At 42.1% G+C, this 22,169-nt stretch carries 12 protein-coding genes; 2 read left to right on the plus strand and 10 right to left on the minus strand.

What is annotated here, in order from left to right:
- Positions 1-39: 39 nt before the first annotated feature.
- From J2X77_RS06115 to J2X77_RS06140, 6 genes are all read right to left on the minus strand, one after another.
- Positions 40-1,488: a PKD-like family lipoprotein gene (locus J2X77_RS06115; RefSeq protein ID WP_310079659.1), complete on the minus strand. Its 1,449-nt coding sequence runs from the start codon at positions 1,486-1,488 to the stop codon at positions 40-42.
- A 1-nt stretch (position 1,489) separates the two neighbouring features.
- Positions 1,490-2,296, minus strand: a complete 807-nt coding sequence (locus J2X77_RS06120; RefSeq protein ID WP_310079661.1) for a DUF4843 domain-containing protein — start codon at positions 2,294-2,296, stop codon at positions 1,490-1,492.
- Positions 2,297-2,307: 11 nt separating this feature from the next.
- The gene (locus J2X77_RS06125; protein ID WP_209574999.1) at positions 2,308-3,801 is read right to left on the minus strand and encodes a RagB/SusD family nutrient uptake outer membrane protein; all 1,494 of its coding nucleotides are present in this window, start codon (positions 3,799-3,801) and stop codon (positions 2,308-2,310) included.
- Between the two features lie 23 nt (positions 3,802-3,824).
- A complete protein-coding gene (locus J2X77_RS06130; protein WP_310079663.1) occupies positions 3,825-7,196 on the minus strand; it encodes a SusC/RagA family TonB-linked outer membrane protein in 3,372 nt (1,123 codons plus the stop codon).
- Positions 7,197-7,308: 112 nt separating this feature from the next.
- Positions 7,309-8,505, minus strand: coding sequence for a FecR domain-containing protein (locus J2X77_RS06135; protein WP_310079665.1), 1,197 nt, complete (start codon positions 8,503-8,505; stop codon positions 7,309-7,311).
- A gap of 66 nt (positions 8,506-8,571) precedes the next feature.
- Positions 8,572-9,159, minus strand: coding sequence for a sigma-70 family RNA polymerase sigma factor (locus J2X77_RS06140; protein ID WP_310079667.1), 588 nt, complete (start codon positions 9,157-9,159; stop codon positions 8,572-8,574).
- A gap of 234 nt (positions 9,160-9,393) precedes the next feature.
- Here J2X77_RS06140 and J2X77_RS06145 point away from each other — a divergent pair, with 234 nt between their 5' ends.
- Positions 9,394-11,085: a trypsin-like peptidase domain-containing protein gene (locus J2X77_RS06145; protein ID WP_310079669.1), complete on the plus strand. Its 1,692-nt coding sequence runs from the start codon at positions 9,394-9,396 to the stop codon at positions 11,083-11,085.
- Positions 11,086-11,105: 20 nt separating this feature from the next.
- Here J2X77_RS06145 and J2X77_RS06150 read toward each other — a convergent pair whose 3' ends face one another.
- The 3 genes from J2X77_RS06150 to J2X77_RS06160 all read right to left on the minus strand — a co-directional run bounded on the left by J2X77_RS06150 (position 11,106) and on the right by J2X77_RS06160 (position 17,718).
- Entirely contained in the window at positions 11,106-12,740 is a 1,635-nt protein-coding gene (locus J2X77_RS06150) for an alpha-L-fucosidase (protein WP_310079671.1), read from the minus strand.
- 249 nt (positions 12,741-12,989) lie between these two features.
- Positions 12,990-14,603 carry a RagB/SusD family nutrient uptake outer membrane protein gene (locus tag J2X77_RS06155; protein ID WP_293884960.1) on the minus strand — a complete coding sequence of 538 codons (1,614 nt, stop codon included), beginning with the start codon at positions 14,601-14,603 and terminating at the stop codon, positions 12,990-12,992.
- A 7-nt stretch (positions 14,604-14,610) separates the two neighbouring features.
- Positions 14,611-17,718, minus strand: coding sequence for a TonB-dependent receptor (locus J2X77_RS06160; RefSeq protein ID WP_310079677.1), 3,108 nt, complete (start codon positions 17,716-17,718; stop codon positions 14,611-14,613).
- Between the two features lie 583 nt (positions 17,719-18,301).
- Here J2X77_RS06160 and J2X77_RS06165 point away from each other — a divergent pair.
- Positions 18,302-18,517, plus strand: a complete 216-nt coding sequence (locus J2X77_RS06165) for a hypothetical protein (protein ID WP_209575016.1) — start codon at positions 18,302-18,304, stop codon at positions 18,515-18,517.
- Between the two features lie 79 nt (positions 18,518-18,596).
- Here the strand turns inward: J2X77_RS06165 and J2X77_RS06170 are convergent, their stop codons facing one another.
- Positions 18,597-22,004, minus strand: coding sequence for a family 43 glycosylhydrolase (locus tag J2X77_RS06170; RefSeq protein WP_310079680.1), 3,408 nt, complete (start codon positions 22,002-22,004; stop codon positions 18,597-18,599).
- Positions 22,005-22,169 lie beyond the last annotated feature (165 nt).

Raw genomic sequence — 22,169 nt, forward strand, 5'->3', positions numbered from 1 at the left:
TTTTTGAGTTATTTGAGTTATTTAAATATTTTGTTAATGTTACTTTCTCCAAGTTATATCCACCAAATCGCCTGGAATCCCATCAATTTTCTTGACAAGCTCGCCATTTTTTCCAACCTGTACAGCTAAGTAGTAAAGCGATCCTCCGGCGCCAACAATCAGCGTATCCTCACTTTCATCCAATTTTAGTAATGTAACTGTTGATTTGAAAGCCATTTGCAATTCTTGCACTTGTTCATTCAATGGGTTATATCTAAATACTTTATCTTGATAAGCAATATAAATATAGCCTACACGGCTCGCAACCATTTTTGTATCTGCATGTATCCACTCGGAATGAGAAAACAGCTTTTTCTGTAATGCCTCAAACTTAAATTCCCGCATAAAATCGGTCTTAAATTTAAGTTCATATATTTTCCCTGCATCATCCTTCATATACGCATAAATATCCGTACTATTAATCTGTACCATTTGCATAAGATCCATTTTCACATTAGTCGGATCAAATACTTCTCTGCCAACCGTACTGTATTGCGTACCAAAATACATCGCGCCCCCATACAGATTAACCCGTACAAACTGTCTCTTGTTACTTTCATAGGCTGTAATGAAATGGTCATTTTGTACCTTCGTAATAATAAATTGTGGCGCCAACACATAATTTCCATCTGCAGGTGTGCCAAACATGCCGTAAGTATTACTTTGATTCCAGGTGGTTGTAGCCCCACCATAAAATTTACCATTGATAACCCCAAGCAGCACCCCTTGCTCATACATTTGCAAATCCCCAACATCGATATTTTCTGGTGGTAAGAAAAAGTTTTCTTTCAACGTACCGGGTTTAACCTTTTCTTTTTTGAGCTCTTCCAAAGTCATGCGAACCCCTCCATGCTTTCCTATATACCAATACGCTAATGGAGTATTGGCAATGGAGTGATTGGCATAAATAATGTGAAGCGGTTCTGATGGCAACACCTCATTGTTAATAATTTCATAAATGTTTGGCAAAATCGAGTTATCAGGTTTTATGAAAGTAAGTTTGCTTACGCCCTTGTCGTTAGACAGCACAAGTGAACCTTTGGAAAATTCAGTAATTCCTTGAATATAGAAATCATGGAAATATTTCATATCATTGCTAAGATCTGAAATGGTAAACCTCACCTTATATTGATTTGCTCCTAGCCCAAACGCCAAGCGTAAAGTCGCCCCGCTGTAATGATTTGCCTCTGGATCAATGGCCTCTGGCGCACTAATTTGCCAATCGTACGATAGATTACTTAGCTCTACACCCGTTATTTTCGGTTTAATGATCAAACTATCCCCGACACGTACTTCATAGACTGTATCCAATCCCTGAACAATAGGTTCATTGGGAATATGTATCGAATAGTTCCCCTTATCCTTGTAACAACCGTAAAAAAAGGCGCAAATTAAAAGGATTAAACTATATTTAATTATTGCAGTTAGCTTAAGTTTGTTGAATTTCATGTTATCTCACCTCCTTTCCATTTTCATCAATAAAGAAATACTTACCAGTGGCATTATTTCTCTTAATTAATATTTTCCTACCGGGATTATTAATAGGATAAAAATCATATGTTTCGCCATTATCTTTTGTAGTTAGTGCATAACCTTTTTCCGGATGATCGTTGACCCATTTAAATGGATCGTTCAACATAGCTAGTAAAAGGTTGACGAAATATAGATTTTTAGGGGCATCTAAGCCATTTGTGGTTAGCGACTTCTGCTCAGTTACAATGTAAAATAACTGATGTTTCACTTGAGAATAATTATTCAACCAATTGTCCCACCAACTTGGGCGCTCCAATTTTGCGGATAAAACCAATTTGACACGAATAAGATCTGGATTTCGGATACCGAAATCTGAATTTTCTTTTAATTTGATGATCAATGATACAGCACGATCCTCCAGATCCTTTACATTATGTACAATAATGGGCAAGTAAGCTCGGCCTTCTTCTGCCTTTAGGGTATATGCCGTGTCCAGTTTGTCATAATGTATTCCTGTTTTAGCCGTAGATGAATCAGCTACAACATAGGCCTCATATTTTCGAGGTTTAGCATCGCGATACCCCATAACCTTTATGGGAACGTAAACTGTATCACTCGATTTTCCCAAATCATAAGCAAAGGTGTAAATGATACTATCCCGATCGACATCATTCAGGTCAAAATAGACGTTTGCTGGTTGGTCGTAGGTTATCAAGCTTGCTTTTTTACAAGAAAACAGCAAGAGGACGCCTAATAACATAAATAAAATAGGGTTAAATTTCATGTAATTATCTTTTAACGTTGTCCATAAATAATCTCATCATCAGGAAGCGGCCAGACAAAAATTTCCTGTTTAGCCGGAATAACCTCACCATGTTGGCCGTTGATTGGTAAATTCAACCGCTTATAGAGATAAAACAATTGCCCTTCAGCATACATTTCTTTTCGGTATTCTTTGACTAGTTCGCTGATAAATTGATTCTTTGTACTTACTTGCAATTTTTTCCCGATCTCGCGGTGTTCCCTCACCTCATCCACTAATGCTAGCGCTTTAGTAGGATTACTGTCATAAGTACATTCAGCGGCGATATAATACATTTCACTTAATTTGATCGCCGGAGCGACCAAATAATGTAGATTAGCGCTAAAACTGTCACTAAATGAATTTCTCCTAAACTTCAGAAGTGTAGATGCACGTTGCGTGCCCAAACTCCTGCTTTCAAACCACTGGGTGAATCGTATATCCGTGCCCCCATCGCCAGCAACATTATAGATGGTTCGCGTTTCATCTTCGTCCAAATACATCCCAACCGTTCCGTCCACAAACCAGTCATTATTATAAGTTCCGCTCATGGCAGGTATATACCAAGCAAAAAGCAATTCCTTATAAAAAATGCGATCTTTCTTATCAGGTTCTAAAGCCAAAAAATCTGTTTTATTGGTCCACGGAAATTTGTTCGCATTGATAACCTCGTTGGCATTAGCTAAGGCTTTCACTTGATCGCCCTGATACAAATAAATCCTAGCCAGCAAACCACAAACAGCGAAATAATTCAATCGGTGTCTTCTATTTTGTAAAAACAGCTCACTGCTATTTAACTCTGAATTTTTTAAAGTATCCGTTATAATTGGGTAGCCTATTAGATAAGAAGGCTGCCTAATTGGGTCCACTTTTAGGAGATTTTTAGCTATTTCCAGATCTCGAATTGCTGAGTCTAGCACTTGCGCCACCGTAGAAAGCTTGGTTGATTTATTCGAATAGCTTGTTACATAAGGAATGGCATCGGACTTGCTATTTAGCATTGGAGAAGGAGCAAAGAGTCGAAGCGCATCAAAATGAAGATAAGCCCGCAATGCCAAAGCTTCTCCTTTAATTAATGCGTAGTTATTGCCTACAAATAGTTTCTGCTTCTTATCGATCTCTTCTAAAATTAAATTCGAATTTACAATCCCATTGTACAGACCCTTCCAAATGTTATCCTTCCTAGTAATAAAATTAGCGTCTTGATATTTAAATTTTTTAGTCTCCTCGTACCTTAATTTATCACCACTGGACATGACATAATTTTGAGCCAAAACTTCTGGCGTTCCTATGGTCAATTCCAATCCGTACAAGTCACTTTTTGACGCACGAGTATATACCCCTAACAATGCCTCTTTAAACCCATCCTCAGTAGAAAAAAGCACATTTTTGTCTACATCACTTTCTGGTTGTATATCCAACCATTTAGCGCAGGAAAATAAGCTCAATGTGGATATCAGTATTAAAATTTTATGAATATTTTTCATATTGTCTACTCTTATATTTTCGATTATAAACCTGCCTGAAGGGTAAACGTGACACTTCGTGCAAAAGGATAAGTAATCCCTCGTTCCACCTTAATGGAAGACCAACGGAACAAATCATTAGCTATGACACCTATACGTAGGCTAGATAAGGCCAATTTTTTAGCAAACTCTTTACGGGCATCGTATGACAAATTAAACGATTGAAGGGCCAACAATTTATCGGGCATAATAAAGCGAGAAGAAACACGGGTCTGGCCAAGATCTTGAATGCTTTTGTAGAAAGTTACATCTCCAGGATTTTTCCATTTTTCCGCTAACACGCGACTATCCACATTATAGCGTGGATCGGCATTTTCGACGCGGTCAACCAGCGTCTGATTATAGGTTTTTCCACCAAACCTAGCTTGAAAATAGGCCACTACCATAAATTGTTTATACCGCAAAGTTCCACCAAAAAATCCTTCCAGTTTTGGCGTTGCCACAGCAACAACATCAATATCACGTGAATCCCAATCATACGTTAATTGACCATTCTTTTTCAGAAATACCTCTTTTCCACTCTCTGGATCAATACCTAATGACGGAACAGCATAAATTGCATCCAAAGATTGTCCCTCATTATAGCGCAATAACGGTACAGCTTTTAAATCGTCTCCCTCTTGAGCCTCATCGACCCGCTGGTTATAGCTTTTTAGGGCATTTGATATCCGGACAATCTTATTTCTATTTCGGACCAAGTTGGCCATCAAACTTAGGGTCCACTGCTCATTTCGAATCGGAATCCAATTTGCATTAATTTCAAAACCTTTGTTTTCCAGATCACCTAAATTCTCCTTGTATGAACTAAAACCCGTCGAAGGAGCTAGATTAATATCAGCTAAAATATCCCTTGTAATTTTATAATAATAACGTGGCGATATCGTCAAACGATCCTTCCAAAGCCCCAGGTCGATCCCAAGATCCGTGTTTTGTGTTTTTTGCCAAGTCAGGTTTTCATTTCCGTAATTCCTAACTGAACTCCCCAAGCCCGATGAATACCAATTGCTTTTATCATAACTATAGGTGGTACGGGCCATATATGGATCAAATTGTACCGATCCTGTAAGACCCACCGTTGCCCTTAATCTTAATTGACTGATGACGTCATTGCTGAACCACGATTCTTTATGCATATTCCATCCAATACCAGTCGACCAAAATGGGGCCGTCCGTCTATTCGCTCCGAATTTTGATGAACCATCCATACGAAATGTGGCGTCAAACAAAAAACGGTTGTCATAGGAATAATTTGAACTTAAAAACACACCAAATAATCGTGAAGCACTGATGCTACTTGCCGGACTTCCCCCCTCTTCATAACCTTTAGCAAATCCTATACTAGTAAATCGGTCATTTGGAAATCCTATCGCCTTGAATGAACGCTCGTCGAAGTTTTCTGTGCGGATATTAGTACCTCCAACAATATTAAAACTATGTTTATCAAGGGTACGCATCCAGTTTAAGCGTAGATTGGCATCCCAATACAATTCGTTATTTGAATAACTTTCATAGCTGCCTTTTTCGTCTGTACGAGAAGTAGCATAGGTATAAAAATCATTTGCCGACGGTGAGCGGAAATTGTCATTTGCGTTGAGGCGTTTTAATAAACTTACCTGACCACCTAAGCGCAAACCATTACCCAAATCAAAATCCCCCGAGAAGTTGTTCAGCAATTCGGTATAGCTGAGTTTATTAAAACTATTTAATGTTGCATTATAAAGTGGATTTAATACAACTTCTCGATTAAAATTACCCTCGTTTGTACGCCGGTTCCATGTATCCACTTCTTGTAATATATTGCCGTTGTCGTCAGTCATTCGATAATATGGGTTCATATTCACGTATTCAGAAAATGAGCCATAAGGGGATTCCGTACCTCGCACTATCGTTACCGCAAGTTCATTCTGAAATCGGAGCTTATTTTTCACATTGTACGTAAAATTTAAGCCTCCTGAATACTGATCTCGTCCTGAACCCTTCATTACCCCAGGTCGAGTTTGATAACGTAAATCTACACCATAGCGGAAAGTTTCAGCTCCACCTTGAACGTAAAGGCCATGTTTTTGTCCAATCGCAGTGCGAACGGGTTGGGACAACCAATACGTATCTACCCCACCCAATACATTCGCTAATTTGTTATAGTACTTTTCATCCAGCTCTTCTTTTGATCGCTGCTGTATGACCGGATCATATAGTCCTGCTAATTTCTCATAAGCTAATTTATCGCTTGCATGTAATAAACTGTATCCTGTGAGATCAGGTGTATTTACATTGCTTTCATGCGTATAAGTCAATTGCAATTTACCTTCCTTAGGCATCTTGGTTGTGATGACCATAACGCCATTGGCCGCTCGAGAGCCATAGATCGCTGTCGCCGCCGCATCTTTCAAAATTGTAACACTCTCTATTCGGGTCATATCAAGGTCGAGCACTTTTTGAACACTGACTTCGAAACCATCTAAAATAAACGCCGGCATATTGATGGCCGTCGTAATATTATCTCTTCGTAATACCTCACCGCTACCAGTAGGCAGTGACGACGATCCACGCACATTGATATTTGGCAAGGCATTCGGATTGGAGCCCGCAAGATTATTGTCGAGTAATTTAAACGATGGATCGAATACCTGCATCGCTTGTAGCACGTTTTGCGGATTTACCTGCCGCAGTTCATCACCGCTTTTGGTAATCGCGGTTCCCGTATAGGAATCTTTTTTTAGCACTTGATAACCCGTAACAACCACTTGCTCCAGTGCATTTGCCTCTTCTTCCATCACAATGCTATAATCGTCTTTAGTTTCAATCAAAGCGAGGGTGAAGTTTTTATAACCAACCCGACTTAATGTAAGCGGTTGCGTTGTGCCAACAAAGGAGAAACGCCCCTCTTGATCGGCTACTGCAATGGTATTACCCATTTGTGAAATATTCACTCCGGAAAGAGGCACCCGGTCTTTTCCCAGGATTTGGCCCCGGATCTGCTTTTGCAATGGTTTTCCCCCTTGTGGAAGGCCTCTGGGTTCAGCTTTCGGTGGACTAGCTTTCCTTTCCAGGAAAATTGTCTTCGATTCAATTGTATAGCCGATATCCTGCGGACTTAATATTTTATCAAGAAATAATTTAAGGGGCATTTTGTCCGCTTTGATAGAAATTGGCTTTGCCGATTCCAACATTTTTTTGGTTCCGAGCACCTCATAATTCGTCTGAATCTTGATAGCCTGCAGCACATCCATTAGCGGAACATTGCGCCCGGAATAGGTTACTGTTTGCGCATTTACCTTCTGGCCCAGCTGGAGTAAGACAGCAAAAACTAGCCATAAAAGGGTTCTGGTCGCTTGTGAAAAACAACTTAATTTCATTAATTCTAGTTAGTTTAGTTAGGTTAGATTGCAGAATCCACTGATTAGCTAAGTGGATTAACTGTCCAATTTGTTAATTTATGTTGTGTGGTCAAGTATAATTTTCTGTTCTCTACTGGCCTCCTTTCTGTGCTTTAGAATCATTATGTTCAATGATGAGTTTCCCATCGTCCGTCAGATGATACGACAGATCCTGGTCTTTTAATATATTGAGGATGGTTGATAACTTGCTCGTTCTGAATGTTCCTCCAAAGAAGGAAACATCAGGTACATCGCCCTTATAAACCACATCAACCGCATACCATTGGGACAGTTCATCCATGACCTGCCGAAGTGACTTTCCATCAAAATTAAATTTGCCGTATACCCAGGCGATTTCCTGCTGTACGTTTACGGATTGTTTGATCAGCTGCGTTCCAGTGTTGACCGACTGATTTCCAGGTAGCAAGTTTACTTTTTGGCCTTTGATCAGTTCCTTTACCTGTACGCTACCCTCTAGCAAAGTTGTTTTAATTTGGGTTGATGTCGGATACGCATTAATATTAAACTGCGTTCCAAACACTTGTACCTGCTGATTTTTGGTATGGACTATAAAAGGCTGATCTTTTCTTTTGGCAACTTCAAAAAATGCCTCTCCTTGGAGACTGACCTCGCGTTTGTCCTTTGCAAACTCCGTTGGATAAGAAAGTATCGTTCCGGCATTCAGCTTAACCCGCGTGCCGTCGGGCAAAGTGACATCATAGGTACCACCACGAGGGGTTTCTATTTTGGCAGACACCGCCGCATCGATCGAGGCTACTTCATGACCGTCGTCATAGCGTATATTACCCCCATTGATAACCACTTGTTTTTCATCTTTATTCAATGCATACCGTCTACCGTCCGAAAGTGTAATGATAGCCTGATGTGAGGCTGGAAGCCGGTCAATTGCAACTGTCCGCTGCGTTTCAACCGGGTGACCGTTGTCCTGAAACCAATACCAGACGACAGACAGTGCCAAAAGCACGCTCGCGGCAGCGACGTAAGGCCATAGACGCTTCACAAGTCCAACTCTTTCCTTTGAAGAATGGAACGAAATTTTAGTTTTTAGCGACTCGAAATTATGTTGCTTATCAAAATACGCCAGACGGGCATACCCCTCACGTTGTTGTGCTTCATCCAGGCAACGTTGATAGACCTGTTGGTTCCATATCGATTCTTGCAGCCAGCTCTCCAAAAAAAGACGGTCTTCGCCGCTGAGCGTTCCCCGCATTTCACGAAGTACAAGCGAACTGATAAGGATAAGTTTTTCTTCTTCTTTAGGATCCATTTTGAGCTATTTCATCTATAGATACCACACCGATTTAAAAAAGTACCAAAGACAACTGAAAAAAAATTAAATTTTTCCAAAAAGAACGATCAATGAGAGTAGATAATTAAAAGAATCGCGCTTCAAATGTTGGCGTAAAAGGCCTAGGGCGCGTAATTTTTGATTTTTTACCGTTTGGATACTTAACTGCAGTAGATCCGCAATTTGCTGGTTGCTGTTGCCTTCGAGATAGCTCAACTGTATAATTTCGCGAGCTTTGGGTGGAAGCTTCTGAATAGCTTCATATAGTTCGGCCATCGCTTCAGTATAAACTATTTCATGCAGATAGGATTTTTGATGCTGTTCCTGCTGCGCCATATAACTATCCACCCGATTCAATCTTCTGCTCCGGGCGGTCTGGTGATTGATCCCAATGTGCCGGGTAGCCTGATAGAGTGCTGCCTTCAGATGTGACAAGCTCTCATAGCGTCGTCCACTTTCCCACAAGCGAATAAAGCCCTCTTCGGCAATATCTTGAGCTTCTTTGCTTTCATCCACAAAGCTTGATGCATATAAACAGATACGGCTGAAATAACGATTATAAACATGCGCACAAGCCTGCTCCTCTCCCTTTAGGAAAGCTTCAAGGAGTTCTTTTTCGCTCGTATAATTCATGGGTAGATTCGTTTAGCTAGCGGTACATCTTTTCGTGGATAAAGATAATTGAGTTTTTCATAATTTTAGTAATTCAGCCATAAATTTTTCAGCAAACTGCATTGAAAATCAGTTAAAGTCAGTAATTTATTCAGAACTGTATCCTTACTCTTGTTTTTTGGCTCACAAATCCGCTACCTTTGAGCTATGCTTTTCAAAGCCAAACCTAAACCGTTAAATCAGCTTCTTTGTAGTATGACACGTTCCGCCAGACAATTTCCTGAAAACAGCATGCTCCGATATTTTATGATCTGGAAAATCCTGTGTCTCACCACATTTTCCACCTACTGCCCAGCACAGGAGAGGCATACCGCCGACCGCGAAATACCGAGGCCTATTATTGAACGTGCCCTAGCGGCTTCCATAAAACTATTTGGTATCTACAGTGTAAGCCGCCAACAAAATAGTGCGCCTTTCAGTGGTGTCATTGTACGCTCAGATGGCTTTATCCTCACTGTGGCACATGCCACAAAGCCCGGCAATTATTATCAAGTTATTTTTTCCGATGGCAGCCAAGGTATTGCTAAAGCGCTTGGAAGATTGGTCGTCGACCAACAGCATAACTTGCCCGATATTGCCATGATGAAAATGCAGGGCGAAGGCCCCTGGCCTTTTGCAGAAATGGGCTGGTCCTCATCCATCATTGAAAACCAACGCTGCTTTGGACTATCGTATCCGGAAACACTACCCTTCAATATTCCCTTTCTCCGTGCTGGACGCATTCTAAAAAAAATGGATGAATATGGTTTTATTCAAAGCAGTAGTATTATGGAACCAGGCGATTCTGGCGGTCCCTTATTTGATGCGCTAGGGCGAGTAATTGGTCTTCATAGCCGTATTGATGCTCCTGAAGGCACCAATTTCGAAGTTCCCGTAAACAGCTACCGCAGATACTGGCGATCATTGACCCAGCCAGCAGCGATCCATAGTTACCCCGCGGCGAACGATTCAATGGACAGTGATCCTTTAGCGGTGAAACTCATGGCATTAGGATTAGAAAAAACAGTAAAACCTCCAAAAACAAAATTTCAGTCCATTTCGATCAGTAGTACATTAGGTGGAGATAGCCTGCATATTTTAGGCACTGCTTTTAACCTGACAAACAATAAACAGGTAATTTTATCCAAAAGCAGTCAGGTCGGCGAAGCGCCAATTATCAAATTTGGAGACAAAGCCTATGCCTTGAAGATCCTGCTTAGAGATGACAAAAACGACCTTATAGCGCTGGTCAGTGACCATAAATTTCCCGCTTTCACAATAACCAAGACTACCGCACAAGACATTCCTGATTCCTTACTCGGAATAAAGTTGTGGTCGCTACTTTCGGCCAGTCAGCGTAAAACCGGCGTCCTCGGCATGTTGCCCCAAAGATTTCCAAGAATTTCCATTCCCGGAACTTTCGATGCACAGATGCAAGAAATTCAAGGCCTTCCAACCTTAACACAAGTAGATAGCATGGGTGCTGCAGACCGAGCTGGACTTCATCCTGGCGATGGAATAATCGCATTAAGCGGACATGATGTGGCGAGTGCCGCTAAAATCAACGCGGCGATGCAACAATTTTATGCAGGTGATACACTCGAAGTTCGCTTCCGACGTGGCGTGAACGAGCTGCAAACGAAACTTATTCTTTCCAAATGGAACCTTCGGGAAAACCCGCATCCCGCAAACAACATTCCTCAAGGGAAGTCATTGCGAAGGGATAATTTTCCGCGAGTATTTATCCACGATTCTCGTATCCATTCCGACGAATGCGGGAGTCCGATTATCGATAGCAGCGGTAACTTCATAGGCTTCAACATTGCGCGCTTTAGTCATACCGCCTGCCTTGCTATCCCGCGAGATACAATTATAGCGTTTTTATCCAGCATCCAACACATGCTGTAGCAACAGAAAAAATCAAAACTTTACGTTATTTTTAATACCATCGCAATGTTGTTTTGAGCGAAGCTCTCCGGTAAGGAGACCTGAAGAACATTATCGAGTTGCTGATAGGAAATACGATCATCACTCCCGAGCAGCTGTATCCGCCTTACTTTTCTCGAATTCGGGGCCGAACGGCCTAAAGACTTAATTTTGATTTGCTTTTCGGTCGGCATCCCCATAATAAAGGCATACAAGACATTCCCCTTCGTGGTAAAACGGACGTCATCGCTGGTAAAAGCTTTTCCTTTCCCTTCATTGAAACCCTGAACACTCAATGACGGAGCCTCCTCCTGTGCAGGTCCCTCCCCAAAGATAAGCCATGGTCTCGTTCCAATGATGGCTTCCTGATGAACAGCCATCCAGTTTCCTATTCCTTGTACCACCGCCTTGGCTTTCTCGTCAATGGAACCATCTCCCCGCAAAGGTACACTTAATAATAAATTACCATTTTTACTGACCACATCAATCAACATGTGGACCACAGTTTTAGCAGATTTATAGTGATTATTATCATAAATACGACGGTCGTAATGCCAAGAGCCTATACAAGTACAGGTCTGCCATGGCTGCGGTTCAATGGTATTGCTTTGCCCGCGTTCGATATCCCATACCAAGCATTTACGTTGCTGTTCATTCAGGATCTTCCCATTAATGACTACATCAACTTTACCATTATTTTCCTGCATGCTCTTATTATAAAAATCGGCGGCAATCTCCAGTCCAACATTACTTATTGGATAAAGCGGTAGCACTGTATCGTCAAAATAAACGATATCAGGATTGTAATTATGGATCAATTCCATCGTCCGCGCTTTAAAATTTTCACAGTATGCTTTATTAGGCACACTCACGCCAGAGTCGACATCCCAATGCCATTGCCGATGGACGGTATGATCGTCTTTGCTATCCAAACTAAGTTCATGCTCCTGTGCGTAAAGCTCCTGAGGGTCGTAGTCTGCCCACCATGTCCCTACACCATCTTTTTTTGTCAATTTACCATCATAAGGAACTCCGGCAAACTTTCCTTCTTTGTCACTTCGCTGAGCCGTTTCATACCAGGTCCAAGCATGTGCTGCGTGAACGCTCACGCCAAATTTAAGCCCTCTTTTTTTTGCTGCACTTTCCCAACCGCCCACAATATCTTTTTTAGGGCCAACATTGACGCTGTTCCATTTATGGTGGCTGCTGCGGTAAAGGTCCAAATTATCATGATGATTTGCTAGGGCCATAAAATATTGGGCTCCCGCATTTTTGTACAATTCCATCAATTCTTCAGGATTCCAATTTTCAGCTTTCCACTGATGAATAACATCCTTAAACCCAAAAATGGAAGGATGCCCATATTTTTGAACATGGTATGTATATTGATCCGACCCTTCCTGATACATGCCTCGCGCATACCAATCCCCCCTTTCCGGCTCACACTGTGGCCCCCAATGTGCCCATATACCAAATTTAGCATCCCTAAACCAATTAGGAACCTGATAGCTTTCTAGCGAACGCCAGTCGGGGTGAAAAGGAGCTTTTCCGAGGTACGCATGTGCCGCGCTGAATTTACCAAGGAAAAGGGTCGGAATAGTTGCACCGAGAAACTTAATTGCTGTTCTTCTGTCCATGATATGATGATCTGCGAAATGCCTCACCTAAAGATGTTCGACAAAGGCATTTGGTTTATAATCTGTTATCTTCTTGAATATCAAAAATACCTGAATTGAACCAACAAAGAAACTACATAATCGATGAATACTAATACAATATCGACACAGACACCTTTTTTTGTGCCGTTAGGCAATAAAAAAGGTGCCCTAAAAAGGGCACCCCCACCTAACACTAACTATGAATAAATAACCAATAACTTTCTCAGATCAATTGTTCATCTCATTACCTTTTAAATTTTTATTATTATCCAGTTCAGCTTGAGGGAAAGGATAATACATGGCTTTTGGCGACCAGCCCCCTTTCTTCAACGGCTCCAACCAGACAGGATCAGCCATTCCCCACCGCAACAAGTCAAAATACCGTTGATATTCACCGAGGAATTCGACAAATCGCTCATGAACGATAATATTTTTGACGGTATTCAATGAAACACCGTTTTTTACTAAACCCTGCGCAAGCAATCCGTCTACGTCAGGAATTGTTCCATTCGATTTTTGATACCAAAGATGCGGCTGTTCATCGGGAACGATATTATTGGCACGCTTCCTAACCAGGTTGATGTATTGCTTGGCTCCGGTGACATCCCCCCGCTCGTTGAGGCACTCCGCATAAAGAAGCAGCACATCACTATACCGAAAAATGCGGTCGTTGTTACCATTATCATAATCCGCTATTTGAACATCAGGACAATATTTTCTTGTGCCATATAAATCCTTATTAGTCGCTAAATTTTTCATCCAGTCCGTATAAGTGGTGACCTTACCATCCAATTGCGTAAAATTCGCACCATTCTCACACCATAAAGTCATGAACTTTCTAGGATCGCCGTCCTCAAATTGATCATGCGCCATTTTATTGGGAGCGAGATTCCACCAAGCGCCACCAGTACCGTCAAACATGCCGATTTCCTGCCATCGCCACGAACTCGATATATCGTCACCTAGCCAACCCGGGCCATTATAAAGCTGCACTTCAAAAACAGACTCCTGATTATTCTCTTTTGTCTCCAAGAAATTGTCCCTGTAAGAGGACATCAACTGGTACTCCTTACTATCAATAACACTTTTTAATTGAATCTCAGCATTTGCAAAATCCGCCGCCTGTCCTTTGGCCAAAATGGGTTTATAAAGGTAAGTTTTGGCGAGATAAGCTTGTGCAGCACCCTTTGTCGCTCTACCGATCATTTTACTGTCGGCATAAAGTGCTGCCCGTGTTGGCAACAATCCCGATGCCTTCTTGAAATCATCCACGATCTGCGCATAAACGGCTCCCGCCGGTGCATTGCCTGGATAATAATCTTCATTTGTTTCAACAGGTTTACTCATTAGCGGAATGGTTTCTCCAAACAACATTCCCAGATGCAGATAATTCAAACCTCGCAGAAAATACGCTTCCCCCAGCAGTCTATTTTTTCTATTCTGGTCTATTTCGCCCTCAAATTTCTGAATACGGTCGATAGCTAAATTAGCCGCAAATACCCCGTTCCAAAAATCTCTCCAGGTCTGAGCTGTCATCCCATCGCTCGCAGGCGTATTGTAGCTATCCTGATACATAGGCTCCCACTTAAACGTGTGGTTGTAATCATCTCCAGGAGCCAAAAGCTCAAAATACAAACTACGTGCATATCCACCCTGCGTACGCCCGATCAGCGCCTGGTATGCAGGTATAACCGAATTCTCCAATTGATCTGCTGTCTTATAATAGGTGTCTGTCGACAATTCCTGCGGATTGGAGAGATCCAAATTTGGTTTACAACTCGAAAACTGTAACAGCAGAGCAGCAGCAGCAAGTTTTATATAGTGTCTATTTATGATGTCCATATCGTGGTTAGAATGTAAATTGAATACCCATAAAATACTCTCTAGAATTTGGGAAGCTTAGTCCCCATGGCGTTTGCCCATCAATTCCACGGCTCAAATTCGAGCGTGTATCGCCCGACCCCACTTCAGGATCATACCCCGAATATTTGGTAAAGGTCAGCAGGTTTTTTGCGCCGACATAAAACCGTAATCGGTCGATCTTCCAGCGTTCAAGCGTTGGGCTAGAAAAACTGTAACCAATATTGACGACTTTGAGCCGCAGATAAGAACCATCCTCAACAAACCTGTTCGAAGCCCTTAAATTCTGATTAGGATCACCAAGCACAGCACGTGGAATATCGGTATCTGTATTTTTGGGATACACTGTCGTTTCACCGGATACTGGATTTTTGAAGATAAGTTCCTCCGCACGGTAGCGATCCAGCGTAGAAGCAAAATTGTTATAGTAATGGTACATTCCCTCGCCCCAATAGCGGCTATTGTTGTAGATATCGTTCCCTTGACTTCCCTGCCACATCATCGACAAATCAAAAATCCCGATAGCACTGCTATAACTTACGTCAGCATTGAACCCATAGCTAAAATCGGGTATTGGGCTTCCCAAAAAGTCCTTATCCTGATCATTTAAGACCTTGTCGCCATTTCGGTCGTTGAACCGCACATCCCCAAGTGCTGCATTGGGCGCAAAAGATTTATCTTCATCCAATTGCGCTTGGTTTGTATATAAACCGTTGGTTGTGTAGCCCCAAAATTCCCCCACTGAACGGCCAACGGCTGTCCTCGTTACATTTTCTCCCCCAGGTGAGATATTTCCCCACAAAATTTCATTATTATTGCCCAAGCTGAGAACACGGTTTTTCACAAAAGATATATTGGCTCCGATTTGATAGCTAAAATTGCCTGCTCGATCTTTATACGATGCCAAGACATCCCAGCCCCTGTTCCGTATGCTACCGGCATTCAGCACCGGAAAGTTGTTGCCATACCCAGCAGTGAACGAAATAGGCACATTGATCAGCATGTCTTCAGTCCTTTTATTGTAATAGTCGACGGTCAAAGCCAATTTATGATCAAAAAGTTCCAAATCGACACCAATATCAGTAGAGTACTGGCTTTCCCACTTTACATTCGGATTAGAAGGAGTCTGTGGTAAAGCACCTGTCACCATCACATTGTTGAGATAATACCACACATGATCAAAACTAACCGTCCGTTGATATTGATATTGTGCAATATCCGAATTACCCAGAAGTCCATAACTACCGCGGAGCTTCAATTCGCTGATTGCAGGAAATGCTTTCATAAATGATTCCTGACTGATGCGCCATCCCGCAGATACCGAAGGAAAGTTTCCATAACGATATTGGTTGCTAAAGTTGGCCGATCCATCCCGTCGCATATTAAATGTCAGGAGATATCGATTGTCGTAATTATAGTTGACACGTCCAAGCATAGAATACATGGCCGACTGCCCCACGCCTGACCCAACCAGGCGGGAACTCGCCAAGGAGGCCGAATTGAGAATCAAAACATCTGGACTTGGCAACCCCCGGGCCCCGGCATTCACCGCATTATAACGGGATTCTTCCGACGTGATACCTGCCAAAGCCGAAATGGCATGTTTGCCAAAATTATTTTCATAAGTCAGCGTATTTTCAAATAACCATCGGTTATTCTGACTACTGGATATATTGAGTTCATCAGGACTATGGTTTTGATATTGACCGACCGAGTAGTTGCCAATGTAACCCTCATTCCGCACCCGGCTAAGGTCTATTCCCATATTAAATTTATAGACCAGTCCTTTTATAATTTCATAGGTAGCCCAGGCATTCCCATTTACCGAAAAGTTATCATTGACGTTTTTATTGAGGTATGCATTTGCCAATGCACTCTGCACGTCGGTTCCGTTGCCAGCTCCTGCAAATCCGGTACTGCTATTCGCATCATATAGCGGCAATGTCGAAGACCACTTCTGCGCATCGATGATATTTTTATCACTCCAGTTCCGGCGGGTATACCCCAAGGAAAGTGTTTCCCCTATCTTAAGTTTACCTTTGGTAAAATCAGAGATGAATTGGGCGCCATAATACTTGTTTTTATCTTGAATAATAATGGATTTATCTGTAGCATAAATACCACTTAACCGAAAATTGGCATTTTGAGAACCACCCGAAAGGGAAAGATTATGCCGTTGGTAATTGCCAGTCTGCAACAGTTCATCCATCATGTTATATCCTTCCCCAATGGCCGTCGGTTTAGCGAGCGCAGCCAGGTAGTCTTGACGTGAAGGATCTTTATTATACATTTCCTCATTAATCAATTCCGCCAGCTGCTGTCCGTTTAATAGCGGTACATTATGGGAGATATTTTTGATGCCAGCAAAAGCATTGTAATCAATCTTCACATCTCCGGCTTTACCCCGTTTTGTGGTGACCAAAATAACGCCATTGGCACCCCTGGCACCATAAATGGCACTAGATGCAGCATCCTTCAACACCTGAATGCTGGCAATATTATTCTCGTCGGGCATTGCCCCGCCGATCATGCCGTCTACCACATAGAGGGGATCGGTTCCGTTAATGGATCCTACACCACGGATGCGGATAGCTCCATTGGTTACCTGCACACCGGGCACAGCACTCTGAAGCGTGGCTATCGTTCCTCCAGGTACTTTTACAAGATCTTTAGTATCGACAACCGCAATGGAAGATGTTAGATCCACCTTCTTCTGCTTACCATATCCAACCACCACAACCTCATCCACCGCAATGGTTGTGGCAACAAGTGGAATGCTCACCTCTGAAGAGTTACCGATGACATATTCGACGAGTTTATAACCTACATTGGACACAATAATGGTCTCGCCCGGATTGAGCTTGAGCACAAATTCACCTTTCTCATTTGTGGATGTACTGAGTGTTTTATCTTTCACTCTGATCGATGCCCCGATAATGGGTTTTCCCTGATCACTTATGATCTTCCCATGGATCACTTTTTCTTGAGCAGACAGTCGTCCAATGGACATTAACATGGAAGCTATTAACAACCACTTCACTTTCCTATTCCTCTCTTTGGAAAAACAAAAGAAAGATGACACATAATTTCTGTTCATAATCTTACTTGATATAAATTTCTTGCTGCCTACTAAGGCAGGTACTTGGTTATTTATTGATATGAATTGGTTATTACTTACATTCAAATTGTATATACTCACCCAATATGTGGAATATCGCCACATAATACAAGCTTTCTTCAATAAGGTGTATGCTTAAAAAATCATCATTCCCTTTATCAGCTCATTCCTTGTAAAATGAGTTAGCCGTTTGCTAGTTGGTTATAAAGCAAAACTATTGTTTTCATTAAGATTCCTTTGCAACAAATATTTAAAAGAAGGGTAAAAATGTTTAAAACACAGGATCGAAGCGGCCAATGAAGATGTTGAATATCGCGCCAAAAACCACAAAATCACACTCTTTTAGAAACGGTTGCTAAGATTTTGTATCAAAATACGGTAATTCAATCGCTCAACGAAAACAATTTTATATCAAAAAACCAGCACAATAATTTCTAATCATTTAAAGAAATATTAAATATTTTTTTGCATCTTTGATATGATTTAAGCAATCGATTGAATTAACCATTTAATGATGTTTTGGATATTTTATCCAACCTACTAAAAAAAAGAGCCAGACGTTATGGAATATTTTTCACCATTGAAACACCGTTCCGATGAAATCAAAAAATTCATTGCTAATTGTGGTATATTTTCCTTACTCCTGAAAAATGGTCAAGTCATCCAGTTTATACCAGAAAATCCCGATCATTTTACCGAATGGCTAAACAGCAAGGGGGTTAAAAATATTAGAGGAAAACAGACCAATCCATGCCAATCTATCTTTGAGGAAAAATAGACATTATTTTTAGCTATTGGACTAAGGTCATTATGCGCATAAAAACCATATTATGCGCATAAGAAAATGAGAAATAGGTTTATTTCCATATCCTGAATGCATCAAATACGACATAGCCCAACGCATTGTTACCTGCAATTTGATACAGTCCAACGCGCAGCTTTTTACCATTCAGATCATTTCGTACAAATGGTGTGCCCGGTAGATCCTTCCAATCCAGACCATCTTTTGAGAAACGTAAAAAGAAATAATCACCCACCTTTTGAACCTGAAGATAAGGCGAAAAATCGATTCCCGTGCCCGTATTGTCTTCCTGAAAAATTTGCGGTCCAATGCTTCGTGAAAGATTGCCGAGGTTCCATCCCGTTAAAATACAATGATTGATGTAAGCATCCTTTCTGTCCACCGGTTGAATCATAATACCGGCTTCGTTTGATGTGCGTATCCGACGAGCCAATCCCGCTACATCGCTTACCTTGACTTCCACAGTAAAATCACCTTCCACCTCCTTATAAAGAAAAGGGCCGGGATGTAATTTGTCGCCCCACTTGGTGTCTCTGGACTGTATTCTCCAGCTGCTTTTCTGCCAAGAAACCTCAGTCTGTGTACTATCATTCCAACCAATAGCTTCATATCCATCCCAAAAAGGGATCTTCTTACTTTTGGTTGTATCCCCCTGTAGTTGTGAGAACTGGAGCAAGTTAGGCTTTAGCTCCCGAACAGACAGTCGGGTGGGCTTGCTCACATGTCCAAAGACATCTTTGGCAAACACTTCGATGGCGTTCTCAATTTTGGATGATTTAAAAAGATGGTAGGGCTCTTGTTTCCAGCCCGATAGTTCACCTTCTCCCCGAAACAGATACCAAAGCCCTTGCTGTTTTTCCACCTGCACAAAGACCTGATTGCCATTGATAAAGTGCGGTGGCGAAAGTACCTTTGGAACATACCCTTCCAAACCATTAGCCAACCCTTCTTTCCACTGACTGAACCTTTTATTTACTACATCCGATGTTAAGCGATGTGGATAAGCACGAAAGAAATGAAAGGGATAAGTCAATTGGATACCGTTGTTCATGATCCGCAGCAGTTTGTCTGAATGACCCAGCTGTTCAAATTTACCATTACGATAGAATTTCTTCTTCCCATTATCAGCTGTAATCACAGCATGTTGCCACGCAGTACCATCGTACCAGTCGAAGTCCAAAGCATAGTTTTTTTCCTGCAATATCGCTGTCAAAGCCTTACTTTCAACGGTGTGTCCTTTTATTGACAGTCTGTTCCCCTTCACAACGACTTCCGCATTCTGGAGCGTTACCAACGTGTCTGCTGCTGTTCCCTGGTTTCGTAAGGTAGTGAGCTTACCCAAGTTCAAATCATCACTTTGCAGCGCAAAAAATTGCCATTTCGGGTCAACATTTGCCAACTTGACTACTGCTTGCTCATCCAAGGCGGTATTATACAGTTTCAAACCCGCTACATAACCCGAAAAGTTTTGATTGAGTATGTCTGAAGCCCCAAGAACAAAAGACCTTCCCGGATTAACGAATAGCATTCTGTTTTCCGTACGCTGCAGCTTTCCATCCACATAAATAGACTCTTGATAGCCATCAAAAGAGAATACAATGTGATGCCAGGCATTTGCCTCTGGAACAGACGAATACCCCATATCAGGCCACGATCCATGAATGATGGCACCCTGTTTTGGATCGCTGCCATAACCAAATAGCGCCTTACTGAGGTCCTGCGATCCCGCCGACCAGGCGAGCAGCTGTTCAAATCTTTCGACCGTAGGATTATTTACCCACAGCGCAAGGCTAAACGAGCTGTTCCCTTCCAGCGACTGCGGTACGGCAAAACTCGATCGCAGCGCGGTGGTTCCATTGAAGAAAAAGGCTCGCTTTCCCTGATAATTTTTAACGGCCAATGCCTGTTCAGAACTAAACACTCCCCCTATCAAACCCTTATTTTTAATACTTTTCACATGTTGCCCCTCCTCGCAATCCGCTGCATCAATATGGATCAGATCACCTCGCGTTACTTCTTTAGCAGCCATGTGTTGTGGTGGCGACCACAATGTCTCCTGAGCGAGCTGCTGTGTGTAAACCTTCATATTCCACAGACCACGAGGAAGGCCATTCAATTGCGTATTGAGTATATGCAGTCTAACGTATCGCCCCAAAGCTTTACCATGTTCAACGATAGGACTTGCCCAACGGCTGTTATCCGAACGATCCACATAACTTGTCCAGGTTATTCCGTCGACAGAAGTCTCCAATCGGTACTGATAGGCATAAGTCGGGTACTCAAATTGAATGGCTATTGTCTGTATATCCACCACCTTACCCAAGTCTACTTCTACCCAGGCCGGTCCTTCGTTGTTCTTGGCCCGCCATAATGTTCCATTATTATTATCTACCACGAAAGAGGGTCTAAAATCCATAGTGTAAAAAGAAGATGCCCTCACTGCTTTCCCAAAAGCCAAATCGACCGGCTCTGCCTGATAAGGTAGTACATCCTGCACGCCAGTATGTGTAGGCCGCACCGGAACGATATCACCCTCTGGCGTAAAGAAAATTTCGTCCATCGCCACCTGACGATGGAAACCACCTCCTGAATGCGGATTATTGTGTCTGTGATAAACAATAAAATAACGGTTGTCTAGCTCCAGCACACTATGATGTCCTGGGCCATGAATGCTACCATCCTCATTGGTGATCAAAATGGGATTGGTAGAGGGATATTCAAAAGGTCCCATGGGGCCTATTTTACTTTTAACGTATTGTACGCGGTAGCTATCATCTTCACAATGACCGGAAGAGTACATCAGATAATAGATGCCCTTACGTTTAAACATATAAGGAGCCTCAAAAAAGTCCTTCGCCACCGTATTGGGGATCAACGCTGTCTTTTCGAAAGTTTTCATATCGTTGTTGAGTATCCCTACAGCGCATCCATGATCGGGATAGATACCCCAGGTTCCCCAATACATATAGATACGACCATCGTCATCTCGAAAGGTTTGCCCGTCTAGGGTAATCACGCCCGGAATCATATAATTTGGGATCATCGATTTGCCGTCAGGCACTAAAGGTTTCCAGGGACCCGTTGGGCTGTCGCCCACCGCCCCAAAAATTTCAACAGGCTGACTATAATAGAGGTAATAACGGCCATCGTATCCCTGTGTCATATCCGGCGCCCAGTACCAATGTGTATTGGGCCAGTTCATCGGTTGAATCTTCCAGTTTCTTAAATCCTGCGATGTCCATACTTGTGACGGGCCCGCACCCCAGCCATTCCCATCAGTCGTCGCAAAAATATAATAGGTATCAGCAATTTTTTTAATCGTCGGATCAGCAAAATATCCAGGCAGCAGCGGATTCAGCACATTCGGTTGCTGCCAAGGTTGTAACGACTGCGCGAACGTCTTGTTGCCCAACGACCAGTACATTATAGCCAGCACCGTAAAATAGAAAGAATTCATCCTCATAACGCAAAGTTTATTGGTTCAAAAATTGACAGCTCAACCAATCGATTTTAACACGAATAAAACACACGATAAATGTCAATTTTACATTAAATTTATAAATCAGCAGCGGTATTCCAAATTTTGAAGTCAAATCGGTTAAGAATGGGCTATTTAAGGTTAAAATTC

Origin of the sequence: Sphingobacterium sp. 2149 (genome assembly GCF_031455655.1) — a bacterium.
Taxonomy (GTDB): Bacteria; Bacteroidota; Bacteroidia; order Sphingobacteriales; family Sphingobacteriaceae; genus Sphingobacterium.